Source organism: Vibrio sp. Isolate24 (genome assembly GCF_022398215.1).
GTDB classification, from domain to species: Bacteria; Pseudomonadota; Gammaproteobacteria; order Enterobacterales; family Vibrionaceae; genus Vibrio; species Vibrio coralliilyticus_A.
The window spans coordinates 798,416-814,077 of the sequence record NZ_JAKEUU010000002.1 but is presented as its reverse complement, the minus strand read 5'-3'; the positions used below and the strand labels follow the sequence as shown (position 1 = coordinate 814,077).

Below are 15,662 nucleotides of genomic sequence, written 5' to 3'. Positions count from 1 at the left end.
TTCGGTATAATCTCCGCAAATTTAGCAAGAGACAGTTGAAATGATTAAAGTTGGTCAGATAAACCACTTAGAAGTAGTAAAGAAAGCAGATTTTGGCGTATTTCTCGATGCGGAGGATTTTGGAACGAGTTTATTACCAAATAAATTTGTTCCCGAAGGTACCGAAGTCGGTCAGTCTATCGATGCTTTTTTATACTTCGATTCAGACAATCAGCTGGTTGCAACTACAGAAACTCCAATTGCTCAAGTGGGTGAGTGGGGGCTGATGAAGATTCAAGGAATTAATAGCACAGGTGCCTTCGCAGATTGGGGCATCAAAGGCAAAGACCTATTGATTCCATTCAGTGAGCAGCGTGGGCGTTTCTCCGAAGGTCAAACTGTCCTTGTATACGTTTATACTGATAAAGCTTCTGGACGAATTGTTGGCACCACCAAGTTCAACAAAGTGTTGGACAAGACGCCAGCAAACTATACACGTAATCAGCAAGTGGATCTTATTATTGCTGAGCGAAGTGACCTTGGCTTTAAAGCGATCGTGGAAGGTGAACATTGGGGAATGATCTTTAAATCTGATGTGTTCGGAAAGCTGTTCATTGGCAAGCGTCTAAAAGGTTATATCAAAGAGGTTAGAGAAGACGGTAAGATCGATCTATCGCTACAGAAAGTCGGTGTGGCTAAAATGGATGACTTGAGTCAGAAAGTTCTAGACCTCCTTGAAAAGAAAGGCGGGTTTCTTCCATTGAACGACAAATCATCACCGGAAAGTATTTTTGCTGCATTTCGTACCAGTAAAGGTACTTTCAAGAAAACAATTGGTGGGTTGTATAAGCAAGGAAAAATTACGATAGAGAAAGATGGGATTCGTATCGCTTCGTAATTGAGTCCAAAAAAAGGCCCGAAGCAGATATTGCTTTGGGCCTAGGGGAATGGCTCTTATGAGCCTGCGCTAACTATTTGATATTCTATGACTTATCATTAACTAAAGTGTAGTACATCATCATCGTTTCGCTAGGCATATGTGGAGTTTTCTACTGAAAAATACCCATTTAGAATAGGTTTTTATCTCGAACTAACTCTCTAGGTAGGCCATTCTTCACTCGATTTCCTACCCATTTTCCCAAGCCAATCACATCGTTACCAAGTTTGACGATCACTTCGCCTTTGCCAGATTGATTTTGCGGTCTGACATCTCTGCCCATGAACCACTCACGAGCCTCATCGACGGATAATATAATGCTGTTAGCTTCATTACCTGAGGCTAATGCCATTGCCACTTGGTGTTGCCAGCGATAGCCTTTCTTATGTGATTCGGCGATTTTTATCCCCATTCGAGAGAATCTAAACTCTCCAATCATGGGCTCTAATGCATTGGGGAAAAGCCAAACATCATTATCACGTAGCCATACTGCCGCATCTTGTGGAAGTTTAATCCCCAAACTTTCGTTCAGCTGTTTACTAATATCCTGCTGAACTTTTTTAGACGCTTTTTCAAATGGGAATTTGCCCAAGCGTTTCTTGACTTGTGGTGCTTCGACAGAACCTAGCTTTTTGATCTTTGCTACAAAGAATCCCTCACAATCGTACATTTGAGGAAAAATATGCAGGAAACCTTCCTCGGTGAGTGCTTTTTCGGCGCTGGGGAATAGGGAGTTGAGTGGCTGAAATTCAACTAGATCACCAAACTTTTCTTTCAAGTACAAACAGACATGTTGGTTTTCCTCAATACTTAAGGTGCATGTTGAGTAGACCATCGTGCCTTCTGGTTTTAGAGCGTGAAATGCGCTTTCTATCAAATCTTTTTGTGTATCAGAAATCGAAATAACGGATTCTTTACTCCAGTTTTTCATCGCATCGGCATCTTTGCGAACAGTACCTTCGCCAGAGCACGGAGCATCGATCAACACGGCATCAAACTGTTCCGGTAACCAACCACCAAAGACCCGACCGTCATAGTTGCTTAATGCAGTGTTTCGAACACCGCAACGCTCAATGTTTGCATGTAATACCTTGACTCGACTTGCCGAGAATTCATTGGCAACTAATACGCCATTATTTCTCATACTTGCGGCAATTTGAGTAGTTTTTGAGCCTGGGGCTGCAGCCATGTCCAAGACACGATGAAATTCGTTTTTTCCTTGAAAAAGAGCAGCTGCAGGCATCATGGAGCTAGCTTCCTGAATGTAGAACAAGCCAGACATATGCTCTGCCGTGTTACCTAAAGGTGTGTCAGATTCATCTGCCTCAATCCAAAAGCCTTCTGTACACCAAGGGACCGGTGTAAGGCGCCAACCTTTCTCAGAGGCACGTCGGGTAAAATCATCAATGGAAATCTTCAGGGTATTGACGCGGATACTTTTGCGCAGTGGACGTTGGCATGCGGCGATGAAGTCGTCCATATAGAGGCCATCAGGAAGTATAGCCTCCATCTCTTTCAAGAATTCTTCTGGTAAGTAGACGTTCTGATGCAAGGTTCTGTCTCGGTTTGTAAAGAGGCAGGGATTATAGCGGATAGAAAAACAAAACGCAGCGAGATATCGCTGCGTTTTATTAGGTTACTGACGTTATGGCTTGGGTATGGCTGTACGCCATGCATTCCAGTTTTCTTCTGGTGTAGGGTAAAGAAAGAAGGATTGCCCTTCTTGAGCGGCGGGTTGCAGTTGATTACCCTCAGGAGTTGAGAAGGTAATTCCGCCCCGAACAAGGCTATCTATGGTGCCCGCTTTAATGTTGGCCCCACCAAGACCGATTGAAACATCGACGCCAGAAGTGTTCCAGAACACGCTGTTTCGACGGACGAGGTAAGCGTATTTTGGATTGATGGAGATAGTTGATACAACGCGATCGGCGAACTCACCAAGTTCGACATTGGTGACTTTACCGACCTCAATCTCTCTGTAGAGAACGGGAGTCCCTTTGGTGACTGAGCCGCGAGATTCGCTCTGTAATGTGAAACTCACTCCTTGGCTGTCTTTTTCTTCCTTGTGTAAAGTGAAAGTGTGCTCTGACTTACCTGAACCTGGGGTGACATTGATCGTCTGCGTGAGCAGGTTTTGTAGGTTCTTAACGCCATCTAGGCCTAACGTAGCTTGCTCAACCCAGAAATAGCTGTTTTCTCTTGCCAATTTGTCAGCATACTCTGGAAGCACACGAAGTTTGATCTCAACTCGTTTGTGGTTAAAGTCAGGTACGACTAAGGTCACTTCACCAACTTTGACGCCGTTGTATTTGACAGCGGTACCTTTGGTGATGTTGTTCTCACCCTCAGCATTGACTGTTATGACATGGCCAAATTTTCTAGCTGTTTTAAAATCTTGGTAAAGCAGCCATTTGTCATTCTGTTTATTCTCGACGCCGGGTAAAGAGTCAAACGCGATGCCACCTTGAATCAAGGATTTTAGCGGTGCAGCCTTGACACTGAAACCTGAAAGACTGGCGTCTACTTCGACGCCAGAACGGTTCCAGAAAACCGTTTGCTCTGTTATAAGGTGCTTGTATTGGTTTTCAATACTGGCTGAAATAATGATGCCCCCATCGACTAAGTGGAAGTCTGAAATACTTCCAACCTGTAGGTTGCGGTAAAGTAGGGGACTTCCCTTGCTAATTGGTGGCAACTCATTAGCAAAGAGCGTGATCGTCTGTGAACCAGACATGTTGTATTTGGCGAGTTCAGCCAGCGATTTACTTGGGTAGAGAGTATATTGCTCTCTAGGGTCTTGATCCCCTTCACTGACATAGCTAATCGAACCAGTCAAAAGCTGCTGGGCGGGAGGAACGCTAATGTTTAGGCCTGATTCTGTCAATTCGGCGGTGGCGCTGCCTGTTACAAAAAAGCGGTTCTGCGACTTAATCGTCTTTGCGTAAGCTTTGTCCACCAGCACATCTAAATGCACTTTTTCGTTGATTAAGGAAACGTTAGTTACTTCACCGACCGTGATCCCACGATAAAGAACATTAGCACCGGCTCCTAAGCCAAATGAGTTGTCAGCAATCAACGTAATGGCGACTGATTTAGCTTGTTGCTTGTTGAACTGCTCTTTCCGAATGGCGTTGAAGTAACGAGAGCGCTCGCCTTTACCTGGCACGAGAGTGAGGAAATTGCCTTTCACCAAGTTAGTTAGGTTTTCTACACCAGAAAGAGAGACTTTCGCTTCTTCGAGGATAAAATTACTTCCGCTCGTCAGCATGTCCGAGAAAGCAGGCTGAATGGCTGCTGAGGCGACAATTTCCTTTCGGCCATTACTAAGTTGTAAATCAGTAATCTGACCAATTTCAATCCCTCTATACATGATGGGAGCGCCAGTTGGGCTGATCTGATTATCATCTGGAAGTGTGATTTTGATTGGTATACCTCGCCCCGCAGTTTTTAGATCGGGGTAAAGTTTAAATCTCGTATTATCTGCAACCGGCTCGCCACCGTCTGGAGAATCAACCGCAATAGAGCCTCCAATTAAAGCACTCAAGCTCTCCAATCGCACATCAACGCCATCAAAACCGATATTGGCACCCAGACCACTGACGTTCCAAAAGCGGCTTTCATCAGTGATAATTGTCCGATATTCATCGCGGATAGAAGCTTGAATTAGTACATTTTTACCGTGTTCATCAAGCTGATAGCTGTATACCTCACCAATTGGGATTTTACGATAAACTATCTGAGAACCGACGGAAATACCGCCGAGATCTTCTGCTCGTAAAGTAATACTAAGCCCCTCACGAGTCAGAATATCTGAAGGCGCGCGTTCCAGTGCGGTAAATTTGGTTTCTGGTTCAGAAGGGTTATCACTTGGTTGGATAGCAATATAGTTACCGGAGACCAAAGCATCTAACCCGGAAATGCCTGAGAGACTTGCCGTAGGCTTCACCATCCAGAAGCGTGTTTCTTTTGATAGCAACTTAGTGGCTTCAGGATAAATATCCGCGTCGACATAGATACTTTCTAAATCTTCGGAGAGGTTGATATCACGCACCATTCCTACTTCTAGGCCTTGGTAGCGAATCGTTGTTCTACCCGCCACTAGCCCTTGAGCATCAGAGAAATAGATTTGAATTCGCTGACCCGCATCATTAATTGCCTTCACTACTAACCATCCTGCTAAAACCATGGTTAAAACAGGCAAAAGCCATAAAGGCGATATCCCCTTGTTACGCTTGATATCTGGTGAGTAAGAAGGTTGATTAGAAGATGAATTAGTCATTTAAAGGCTCTTCTTTTTTCTCTGAGTTATTTTTTGCCGGATCAGAGTAATTGTCCCAGAGTAATCTAGGATCAATACTTTCAGCAGCTAGCATAGTCAGTACAACAACGATTCCAAATGCGACAGCCCCATATCCAGGGGTAAAATCTAGAATCTGACCACGATCCACCAATGTCATCATAATGGATATCACAAACAGGTCCATCATAGACCAACGTCCAATCCACTTAATAACAAAATAAATAGTCATCCGTTGGCGGTGAAACACTTTACGTTTTAATTGGATAGCCAGCAATAAATAGGCCAAACCGATGATTTTTGCTACAGGTACGACAATGCTGGCTACGAATATAATGACAGCAATGCCTGGCATTCCATTCTTCACAAGTGATGCCACACCGGAAAAAATCGTGTCTTCCAATCGTTGGCCATTCGTAATTAAGATAGAAATTGGGATGAGGTTGGCAGGGAAAATAGCAATGGTAGCGGCAACTAAATAGGACCATGTGAGTGGTATTGAATGCGGCTTTCGATGATAGATTGGTTTATGGCAACGAACACATTCTAAGCCTTCCGGCTGAGATAGGTGACAATGGTGACAGTGCAGCTGCTTCTCTTTGAATTGATATGAAAACTCTGATTCATACGCTTCCCAATAATGTCGAACACTAACACGAGTTACTAGCATAACGGTGGCGACTTGCAATAGGACTAAGCCATATAAGCCTACACCAACATAAATATCGGAATAATCTTGAAGTTTGAAACATGAAATAGCGACACTAACAAGAAAGACATCGATCATGACCCAATTTTTAAGATGTTGGATCAAATAAAGGGAATGTTTGAGCAATTGGAAGTCACGACGTTTTAATGCAAGATGAGCAGTTAATACGGAGCCGCTCACAAGCAACGGGGCGATTGAGCTACAGAAAATAATCAAGACCGATAGGAAAATAAACCCTTCATTGAATAATGTGAAGACACCTGAAGGTAGCGTCGCTGGAATCATTACCCCGAACAAACGAATGCTAATAAAGTCAAAGAAGTGAGAGGGGATAAACAACAACAAGCAGGTTATTGCGATGGCTAAATTGCCAGATAGAGAAGGTGTTCCCCCCCTATATAGCTGACTACCACAACGAGGGCAGAATGCGCTTTTGCCTCGAGAGACTGCAACGGTATCAATGGGCAACTCGCAGCCATGGCATAACCTAATGTGAGACGTTTCAGATAAGTGCGGTGCAAGCTTTTGCGGAGGGCTCATAACGCCCTCCTTAAATGGTATGCAGTCAGGGTTTTAGGCGTGCGATTGAACGCTTCCATAAAGCGTCTGGTATAATCCTTCTTGTTCAACCAACTCAACATGCGTACCTGCCTGTGTAACTTGTCCATCTTCTAAAACGTAGATCAAATCAGCCTGTTTTACTGCCGAGAGTCGATGCGCCACAATCAAGGTTGTGCGCCCATTCAAAAACTCTGTCAGCGCTTTGTGTAGTGCTGCCTCGGTAGCGGTGTCTAAAGCAGAAGTCGCTTCATCCAGAATGACAAACTTAGGATCGCTTAAAATCATACGAGCGATTGCTAGGCGCTGCCTTTGTCCGCCTGATAAACGAATGCCATTTCGGCCCACTTGAGTATCTAAGCCATCACTTAACTGGCTAATGACATCTTGCATCTGTGCGATATCAAGAGCACGCCATAGTTGTAGATCATCGTAGTCGGAACCGAGTGTCAAATTATGCCTTAAACTGTCGTTGAATAGTATAGGTTGTTGTAATACAACAGCAATTTGATCACGAATTACATCAAAACTGATATCATCGGTTGTCTCACCATTGAATCGTATGATGCCTGAGTCTTGGCGATAAACACCAATGAGCAACTGAATTAGTGTCGATTTTCCACCACCGCTTGCACCAACTAATGCCACTTTTTTTCCTGCGGGAATACTAAGACTCAAATTATTGAGGACTCGGCTCTCTTCATTGTAAGAAAAGTCAACGTTTTCGATTCTAACATCCACTTCTCTATCTTCAGTGAATGGGTTGGTTTTGCTGACAGGGCGATGCTCTTCTTCTAAATCAAGGAGAGCATTAATACGGGCCATTGCAGCTTTTGCGCTATACCAAGAAAACTGAATACCGAGTAGCTCCTGTACCGGGCTAAGCATAAACCAAAGGTAGCCAAAGACGGCAAAAATCTGTCCGATGGTTAAATCACTAAACAGGACCATTAACATGGCTACTGCGCGAAAAAGTTCAAAGCCCAAGAGGAATAGCAAGAAAGAAACTCGACCAGCTGCTTCTGATTGCCATGCGTATTTATCCGCATCAAGGCGAACTTGGTTTGCCTGCTGCTTTAACTCGCCGAGAAACTCACGCTCGCGATTAGCTGCTCGTAGTTGATAAATACCGTCTAAGGTCTCGACCAGCCGGTTTTGGAAGCGCTCGAAGGACTGGTTTTCCCTTTTTTTAAGGTGCTTAACTTTACTGCCGAGTTTGCGAGAGAAGTAGATGACAATAGGGTTGACTAGAAGAATAAATAGCCCAAGGCGCCATTCCAACCAAAGCAATACACCAGCGGTGCCGATAACTGTAAGTAAGCTGATAAGAAACTTGCTTAGTGTCGTCCCAATAAATTGATCGATGGTTTCCACATCGGTGATTAAGTGAGCATTAATGCCACCACTACCACGAGTTTCGTATTGTCTGATACTAATACGCCCCAACTTATCAATCATTTTACTTCGCATTTGATAAGTGATGGTCTTGGAAATTAACGTAAACTGTCGCCCCTGAAGAATGTTCAGTCCTTGGCTGACGGTGCGCATGAGAATGACGAGAAGCAGTGTCAAGAAGATATAACCTGTTGGAGTGTGCATTGAAACAGGTAACACTTTATTCATCAACTCGAGGCCGGTTGCAGGCTGGTTTAGAAGAACTTCATCAACCATTAAAGGCATCAAAAGCGGGATAGGGACACTCACAAGAGTGGCTATCAACGCGATAATATTAGCGAGAACAAGCTTCGACTTGTGTTGTTTTACTTGAGTTATTAGCCAAGAACGGCTAATAGTGTTGGGGTTATCAGACATTATAATGAGAATGCTTACTATTTATAATTTACGGAAGATTGTACGTTGATTCATGATGGAAGTCTCTCATTTTCAAATGGAAGTCAGTATGAAAATAGAACATTACCACCGCTTAACCAAGCAAGCTGTCGCACTTTTAGAATCGGAAAAAGACCTTATCGCCAACTTATCTAATTTAAGTGCTCTTTTGAACATGGAGCTTGAGGAACTTAATTGGGTGGGCTTTTATCTAATGAAAGAAGGGGAACTGGTCCTTGGGCCATTTCAAGGTAAACCTGCGTGCGTAAGAATTCCTGTGGGTCGTGGGGTGTGCGGTACTGCTGTTGCAACGAATACCGTTCAGAGGATTCATGATGTGCATGAGTTTGAAGGCCATATTGCGTGTGATGCGGCGAGTAATTCTGAGATCGTCATTCCATTTAGCATTAACGGTAATATTGTAGGCGTTCTGGATATTGATAGTCCGAAAGTCGGCCGATTTAGTGAAACAGATGAAGAAGGTTTGACTTTTTTGATGAGCGAAGTGGAAAAGCTGCTTAATTCACACGCTATCAGTGCATAATTTCCAGATTGAGTGTGGTTTTTCGCTTGCAGGTCACTATAATACCTGAAATATTTATCTTAATGCTCGCGGACAGACCGCACTAACCAGGACTCCTCATGGAAAACACTGAAAAGTTAAAAAACAGCAAAGAAGTTATTGCCTATATTGCTGAATGTTTCCCTAAGTGCTTTACTTTAGAAGGTGAAGCAAAACCACTTAAAATTGGTATTTTTCAAGATCTTGCGGAACGTCTAAGTGACGATCCTAAGGTGAGTAAAACTCAGCTTCGTGCAGCGTTAAGACAGTACACTTCATCATGGCGTTACCTACACGGTGTCAAACCGGGGGCGACTCGTGTTGATCTAGATGGCAATCCAGCTGGTGAGCTAGAAGAAGAGCATGTTGAACACGCGAAAACAGCACTAGCTGAAAGTAAAGCAAAAGTGCAAGCTCGTCGTAAAGAGCAAGCTCAAAAAGCTCGTGAAGAAGGTAAAGCGAAAGCTAAACCGGCGAATAAAAAGCCACAGAGCCGTCGCCCACAGCAAAACAAAACACAGAAAGCCAACAAGCCAGTAGAAACGCGTGCTCTGAACGCTGACGAAATGACGATCGGTAATCAAGTAAACGTAAATATGGGCAAAGGAAACATGGCTGCGACTATCGTTGAAATTAATAAGGAAGATGTGCGTGTTCAACTGTCTAACGGCCTGCAAATGGTTGTTAAAGCGGAGCACCTGCGCGCATAAAGGAGATACTCCTACGCATGAAATGCCGTTCAAAATTGTCGCTGATTGCTGCTAGCCTCTGGCTGGCAGCTTCTTCAGCAAGCGCTCTTGAAGCGAAAATTAACCTCGAAGACTTACCAGTCTTAACTCCCGAAGATCAACATGCAACTGCAAGTAAACGTGTTACCTCACGTTTCACTCGCTCCCATTACAAGCACTTCACTCTCAACGATCAGTTTTCTCAAGCGATATTTCAGCGCTATATTGAATCTCTTGATTTCAACAGAAATGTATTCACTCAAGCTGACATCGATTCATTCAATAAGGTAGCGTTGGATATTGATGACCAACTAAAGTCAGGTAATAACCAAATCGCTTTTGACATCTATAACTTGTCGATGAAACGTCGCTACGAAAGGTTTGTCTATGCGTTGTCTCTACTTGATAACGAAATGAAGTTTGATACAGATGAAAGTATTGAACTTGATCGTAGTGAAGCGGCTTGGCCGAAAGATACAGCAGAGCTTAATGAGCTATGGAGAAAACGTGTTAAATATGATGCGTTGAATCTCAAGCTAACGGGTAAAAACTGGGATGAAATTAAAGACGTTTTAGGCAAACGTTATAACAATGCACTCAAGCGCCTCAGCCAAACTCATAATGAGGATGCGTTCCAACTGTATATGAATGCGTTTGCTCGAGAAGTGGACCCACACACCAGCTATCTTTCTCCTCGAAATGCTGAGCAGTTCCAAACAGAGATGAATTTGTCTCTAGAAGGTATTGGCGCTGTTCTTCAAATGACAGATGATTACACTGTTATTCGTTCATTAGTGGTTGGTGGCCCAGCATCCAAGAGCAAACAATTGGCTGAAGGTGATCGTATCATCGGTGTTGGTCAGGATGGCGAAGGTATCGTTGATGTCATCGGCTGGAGGTTGGATGATGTTGTTCAACTAATCAAAGGGCCGAAGGGCACTAAAGTGTATCTGCAAATCTTGCCTGAAGGTAAAGATGCTAACGCGGAAGTCATTACCATTGTTCGAGATAAAATCCGACTTGAAGACCGCGCTGTAAAGTCTGAGGTGGTTGAAAAAGATGGTAAGAAGATTGGCATACTAGAAGTACCAAGCTTTTATGTTGGCCTTGCGAAAGACACAGATAAATTGATTACAGAACTGAAAGGTAAAGGTGTTGACGGTATCATTGTTGATCTTCGCAACAATGGTGGTGGAGCACTGACGGAAGCGACGGCTTTATCCGGCCTTTTTATTACCAGTGGGCCAGTGGTGCAAGTTCGCGACAGTTACGGGCGTGTCAATGTGAATAGTGACACTGATGGTAAAATCAGTTACGACGGCCCTATGACAGTTCTTATTAATCGATACAGTGCATCGGCTTCAGAAATTTTTGCTGCTGCAATGCAAGACTATGGCCGAGCAATCGTTCTTGGTGAAAACTCATTTGGTAAAGGGACTGTTCAACAGCATCGCTCTTTAAATCATATTTATGATCTATTTGATAAAGAGCTGGGTTATGTACAGTACACGATTCAAAAGTTTTATCGCATCGATGGTGGCAGTACTCAGAACAAAGGTGTAGCACCCGATATTGCGTTCCCAACCCCGATCGAACCAAGCGATACGGGTGAAAGCGTTGAAGACAATGCGCTGCCTTGGGATAGTATTGATAAAGCTAAATATGAAGTGTTACAGCGTAACAGTGAATTAATCAAAAAACTCGATGCTCAGCATCAGGCAAGAATAGCTAAGGATTTAGAGTTCCAGTTTATTTCTGAGGATATTGCGAAATACAAAGCAGAAAAAGACGATAATACTTTGTCTCTTAACGAGAAAGTTCGTAAGGATGAAAGTGATAAAGCGGATGACGATCGCTTGGCTCGTATTAATTTAAGGCAAACTGCTCATGGAGAGAAACCATTTAAATCTCTTGATGACGTGCCAAAAGATTATGAAGCTCCAGATGCATACTTGGATGAGTCGATAGCTATCATGGTTGATATGATTAAGTAATTGAAATATTTGAAATAAAAAGCGAGCTACAAATTAGCTCGCTTTTTTTATTTAAATAATTAACGTGATATAGATCAAAAAATTTCGCTTATTCAGATTTCCGCACCTAAGCTTATAGAAAAGAGTGAGGGATGCGATATGAGATGGATTGGAATTCTACTGACTTGTATAAGCGTTTCTGTGTTCGCAAGCGAAACCAGAGATAACAGCGATTTGACTCAATTCGATCAACCATTCTTACTTGGGGATTGGTACCTTGTGAACCCAAACCCAGAACAATCAGAAGAAAATTTCTTAGCAATCAAACTTAGTCTCGACTCCAACTACAGTTTCCAAATTGATATTCAAAAGCGCGATTACTCTGTGGATCATTGGGAGGGGCTTTATGCGGCAAATGAAGATACGATAATTCTAGGTTTAAACACGTCTGAGCCGCAAATATACAATTACAGCAGTAACCATAATATGCTTAACCTTAATGGCGTGGTTTTCACAAAAGCTTTATCTAATTCACTTGCTGGTATGTGGTCTAGTGCTCAGCTAAGTGGGCATGAAATGCTTGCAAGTGAAGTGCAACGTATGGATCTCATTTTGCAGCCAGATTTTGTGTTCATGTTTAGAGTCAGCAATGAAGAAGGCGATGAAGCTATCCATAAAGGTGTTTATTACACAGAAGGTGAGCATTTAGTTTTACTGTATGAAAATGGTGAGCATGAAACGAGATACAGCTTGAATAGTGATATTTTGACATTAGAGATGGAAGAAGGTGCACTTTATGCTGTTTTGAATCGAGTCAGGTGATGTAACAAGCATTAAAAGATGGTGATTATTTAGACGTATAATTTGAAAATACCAACCACAGCAGCTGAAAAGCGAGGTATTTAGACATAATACCTCGTTTTTTTAATTTTCTGAGGTTAAGCTAGCTGAAAAGAAAGTAGCAGTGTTTTTAAATAACGACATACTCACCAAGTGCTCTTGTAGAGCAGTTCACAGTGTATTACATCTAGTCAGAAGGATTTCGACATGGCTCAAACACCTCAAGCCAAATACCGTAAAGATTATACCTCTCCATCACACACTATTTCCGACATTGATTTAACCTTTGAGCTTCATGATACCGCAACTATAGTCACGGCGGTTTCTCAAGTTAAACAAATGAAAGATCAAAGCACGCTTCGCCTTGATGGCGAAAGTCTCAAGTTAGTGAGTATTTTCGTTAATGGTGAAGCTTGGACTCGATTTGAAGAGCTTGAAGGTACATTGGAGATCTCTGCTTTACCTGAAGAATTCGAACTGAAAATTGTTACTGAGATTAATCCAGAAGAGAATACCGCTCTGGAAGGATTATATAAGTCTGGTGGTGCATTTTGTACGCAATGTGAAGCGGAAGGTTTCCGTCGTATCACTTACTACATGGATCGTCCTGACGTTTTGGCTAAATACACCACCAAAGTCATCGCGGATAAATTCGAGTACCCATTCTTGTTAAGCAATGGTAACCGTATTGCTGAAGGTGAACTGGAAGGCGGTCGCCACTGGGTTCAGTGGCAGGATCCTCATCCTAAGCCAGCCTATTTGTTCGCATTGGTAGCCGGAGACTTTGACGTTCTTCGTGATAGGTACGTAACAAAATCAGGTCGTAATGTTGAGTTGGAGATCTTTGTTGATAAAGGCAATCTGGATCGTGCCCCTCATGCCATGACGTCTCTTATTAACTCAATGAAGTGGGATGAAGAGCGTTTTGGTCTTGAGTATGACCTAGATATCTACATGATTGTTGCCGTTGACTTCTTCAACATGGGGGCAATGGAAAACAAAGGCCTGAACATCTTTAACTCTAAATTTGTTTTGGCTAATGATCAAACGGCAACAGATACTGACTACCTAGGTATCGAAGCGGTTATTGGTCACGAGTACTTTCATAACTGGACGGGTAACCGAGTGACGTGCCGAGACTGGTTCCAATTGAGCCTGAAAGAAGGCCTTACTGTATTCCGTGATCAAGAATTTTCTTCTGATTTGGGTTCTAGAGCGGTGAATCGTATTAACAACGTACGAATTATCCGTGGCCCACAATTCGCAGAAGATGCGAGCCCTATGTCACATCCAATTCGCCCTGAAAAAGTTATAGAAATGAACAACTTCTATACTTTAACGGTATACGAAAAGGGTAGTGAAGTTATCCGAATGATGCACACACTGCTGGGAGAGGAAGGCTTCCAGAAAGGTATGAGGCTTTACTTTGAGCGGCATGATGGTACTGCGGCAACCTGTGAAGATTTTGTCGCGGCTATGGAAGATGCATCAGGTGTCGATCTGAAACAGTTCCGCCTATGGTATAGCCAGTCAGGTACACCAACGGTATCCGTCACAAGTGAGTATGATTCAGCGGCACAAACGTATTCGCTTACTGTTTCTCAGCACACTGAACCGACTCATGAGCAGCAAGAAAAGCAGCCGCTTCATATTCCATTTGATGTTGAGTTGTATGCGGAAAACGGTGATGTTATTGAGTTACAATGTAACGGTGAAAAAGTCGATAATGTTCTTAACGTTACCGAAGCTGAGCAAACCTTCGTGTTCGAAAACGTATCTGAGCAACCAGTACCGTCCTTGCTACGTGAGTTCTCTGCACCAGTTGTTTTGGAGTACGATTATAGCGATGAAGAACTGATTTTCCTGATGGTGCATGCGCGTAACGAATTTGCTCGTTGGGACGCTGGTCAAATGCTGTTAGCAAAATACATTCGTAGTAACGTTGAAGCAGTGCAAAACGGTCAAGATGTTGAACTGTCTCCAGCGCTAATTGATGCCTTCCGAGGTGTCTTACTATCAGACAAGCCTGAACCAGCATTTATTGCTGAGATGATGGCATTGCCAAACCACAATGAAGTATCCGGTTGGTACAAGCAGGTTGATGTAGACGCTGTTGCTAAAGTGCTTAAATCCATCAAAATGAAGCTGGCTTTCGAGCTAGAAGATGAGTTTGGCGCGCTTTATCACAGCTTGACGCAGTCAGAATATACGATTGATCACGATGCAATTGGCAAGCGCTCTTTGCGAAATACAGCTTTGGCGTATCTTGCGTATACAGATCAAGGCAACAGATTAACTGAAAAACAGTATTCTGAAGCCAACAATATGACAGATACGATTGCGGCGATGAGCGCGGCGAACAGTGCCCAACTTGAATGCCGTGAAAAATTAATGGCTGATTACAGCAATAAGTGGAAGCATGATGGTTTGGTAATGGATAAATGGTTTGCTTTACAGGGTACAAACCCAGCCGAAAATGTGCTGGAAGTCATCAAGGGCACGATGAGTCATGAAGCGTTCAGCTTGAAAAATCCAAACCGAACTCGCAGCCTGATTGGATCTTTCCTGAATATGAACCCAGTGCGTTTCCACGCTAAGTCAGGTGAAGGCTACAAGTTCGCGGGAGAGATTTTGAAAGAGCTCAACAGCAGTAACCCACAAGTTGCTTCGCGGCTCATTGACCCATTGCTCAAGTTCCGCAAGTATGATGAAGAGCGCCAAGCTTTGATTAGAGCTGAGCTTGAAGCACTCAAGTCAATGGATAACTTAGCAAAAGACCTGTTTGAAAAGGTCAATAAAGCACTAGAATCCTAGGGCTTTAATAGAAACAGTAGCGCTATATGGTGCTACTGTATATTTGTACAGTTATCTTGTCAGTGTGAACAAACCGTTACTTTTTTAATCAACACAAATGAATCACTACTACTTTTCACTTAACATCTCTTATCAATCTTTTCTAGCTCATTACAGTGGAGCTGCCAGCAACGTTTTAGTGATAACTGATAATGGTTTACGCTTACAATTGCCTGCATCGAGGTTCAGACCTTTTCTTAGTCAAATCGGCCTTAAAGGGCGCTTTCGTTTAACAACTGACCAAAATAACAAGTTTATTAAGTTAGAAGTTCTGTGAGCAACTGATTTTATAGGAGTTTAAATAGTGCCTTAGTCACATTATCGAACATTTCACCTCCTACCACTCCTAAAAGAATTAACTATTTATCAATAAAGCTTTTACAATAAAGCGGCATT

Annotated in this window: 11 protein-coding genes; 7 read left to right on the top strand and 4 right to left on the bottom strand. The window is 42.9% G+C overall.

What is annotated here, in order from left to right; translation table 11 throughout:
* Positions 1 to 40: 40 nt before the first annotated feature.
* Positions 41 to 877, top strand: coding sequence for a S1-like domain-containing RNA-binding protein (locus L1D23_RS11925; RefSeq protein WP_239866546.1), 837 nt, complete (start codon positions 41 to 43; stop codon positions 875 to 877).
* Between the two features lie 169 nt (positions 878 to 1,046).
* Here the strand turns inward: L1D23_RS11925 and rsmF are convergent, their stop codons facing one another.
* The 4 genes from rsmF to L1D23_RS11905 form a co-directional block, all read right to left on the bottom strand.
* On the bottom strand, positions 1,047 to 2,468 hold the full coding sequence (gene rsmF, locus L1D23_RS11920) for a 16S rRNA (cytosine(1407)-C(5))-methyltransferase RsmF (protein ID WP_239866544.1): 1,422 nt from the start codon (positions 2,466 to 2,468) through the stop codon (positions 1,047 to 1,049).
* Between the two features lie 93 nt (positions 2,469 to 2,561).
* Complete coding sequence (locus L1D23_RS11915; protein WP_239866542.1) at positions 2,562 to 5,195, bottom strand: MlaD family protein; 2,634 nt, start codon at positions 5,193 to 5,195, stop codon at positions 2,562 to 2,564.
* Positions 5,188 to 6,462 carry a paraquat-inducible protein A gene (locus L1D23_RS11910; protein ID WP_239866540.1) on the bottom strand — a complete coding sequence of 425 codons (1,275 nt, stop codon included), beginning with the start codon at positions 6,460 to 6,462 and terminating at the stop codon, positions 5,188 to 5,190. The genes L1D23_RS11915 and L1D23_RS11910 overlap by 8 nt, the downstream gene beginning before the upstream one ends.
* Before the next feature lie 33 nt (positions 6,463 to 6,495).
* Entirely contained in the window at positions 6,496 to 8,292 is a 1,797-nt protein-coding gene (locus L1D23_RS11905; protein WP_239866538.1) for an ABC transporter ATP-binding protein, read from the bottom strand.
* Positions 8,293 to 8,380: 88 nt separating this feature from the next.
* Between L1D23_RS11905 and L1D23_RS11900 the strand changes: the two genes are divergently transcribed.
* The 6 genes from L1D23_RS11900 to L1D23_RS11875 all read left to right on the top strand — a co-directional run bounded on the left by L1D23_RS11900 (position 8,381) and on the right by L1D23_RS11875 (position 15,543).
* Positions 8,381 to 8,854, top strand: a complete 474-nt coding sequence (locus L1D23_RS11900) for a GAF domain-containing protein (protein WP_239836429.1) — start codon at positions 8,381 to 8,383, stop codon at positions 8,852 to 8,854.
* A gap of 98 nt (positions 8,855 to 8,952) precedes the next feature.
* A complete protein-coding gene (gene proQ, locus L1D23_RS11895) occupies positions 8,953 to 9,582 on the top strand; it encodes an RNA chaperone ProQ (protein WP_239836428.1) in 630 nt (209 codons plus the stop codon).
* A 17-nt stretch (positions 9,583 to 9,599) separates the two neighbouring features.
* Complete coding sequence (prc, locus tag L1D23_RS11890) at positions 9,600 to 11,594, top strand: carboxy terminal-processing peptidase (RefSeq protein WP_239866536.1); 1,995 nt, start codon at positions 9,600 to 9,602, stop codon at positions 11,592 to 11,594.
* A gap of 138 nt (positions 11,595 to 11,732) precedes the next feature.
* Positions 11,733 to 12,395, top strand: coding sequence for a hypothetical protein (locus L1D23_RS11885; RefSeq protein WP_239866535.1), 663 nt, complete (start codon positions 11,733 to 11,735; stop codon positions 12,393 to 12,395).
* 225 nt (positions 12,396 to 12,620) lie between these two features.
* Positions 12,621 to 15,227 (top strand): aminopeptidase N, encoded by a 2,607-nt coding sequence (pepN, locus tag L1D23_RS11880; RefSeq protein WP_239866533.1) that lies wholly within the window; start codon positions 12,621 to 12,623, stop codon positions 15,225 to 15,227.
* 97 nt (positions 15,228 to 15,324) lie between these two features.
* Positions 15,325 to 15,543, top strand: coding sequence for a DUF2835 domain-containing protein (locus L1D23_RS11875; protein ID WP_239836424.1), 219 nt, complete (start codon positions 15,325 to 15,327; stop codon positions 15,541 to 15,543).
* Positions 15,544 to 15,662: the final 119 nt, after the last annotated feature.

Excerpts from the sequence above, each read along its gene's own strand:
- L1D23_RS11925 (WP_239866546.1), top strand. The coding sequence starts at position 41 with ATGATTAAAGTTGGTCAGATAAACCACTTAGAAGTAGTAAAGAAAGCA.
- L1D23_RS11915 (WP_239866542.1), bottom strand. The coding sequence starts at position 5,195 with ATGACTAATTCATCTTCTAATCAACCTTCTTACTCACCAGATATCAAG.
- L1D23_RS11910 (WP_239866540.1), bottom strand. The coding sequence starts at position 6,462 with ATGAGCCCTCCGCAAAAGCTTGCACCGCACTTATCTGAAACGTCTCAC.
- L1D23_RS11905 (WP_239866538.1), bottom strand. The coding sequence starts at position 8,292 with ATGTCTGATAACCCCAACACTATTAGCCGTTCTTGGCTAATAACTCAA.
- L1D23_RS11900 (WP_239836429.1), top strand. The coding sequence starts at position 8,381 with ATGAAAATAGAACATTACCACCGCTTAACCAAGCAAGCTGTCGCACTT.
- proQ (WP_239836428.1), top strand. The coding sequence starts at position 8,953 with ATGGAAAACACTGAAAAGTTAAAAAACAGCAAAGAAGTTATTGCCTAT.
- prc (WP_239866536.1), top strand. The coding sequence starts at position 9,600 with ATGAAATGCCGTTCAAAATTGTCGCTGATTGCTGCTAGCCTCTGGCTG.
- L1D23_RS11885 (WP_239866535.1), top strand. The coding sequence starts at position 11,733 with ATGAGATGGATTGGAATTCTACTGACTTGTATAAGCGTTTCTGTGTTC.
- pepN (WP_239866533.1), top strand. The coding sequence starts at position 12,621 with ATGGCTCAAACACCTCAAGCCAAATACCGTAAAGATTATACCTCTCCA.
- L1D23_RS11875 (WP_239836424.1), top strand. The coding sequence starts at position 15,325 with ATGAATCACTACTACTTTTCACTTAACATCTCTTATCAATCTTTTCTA.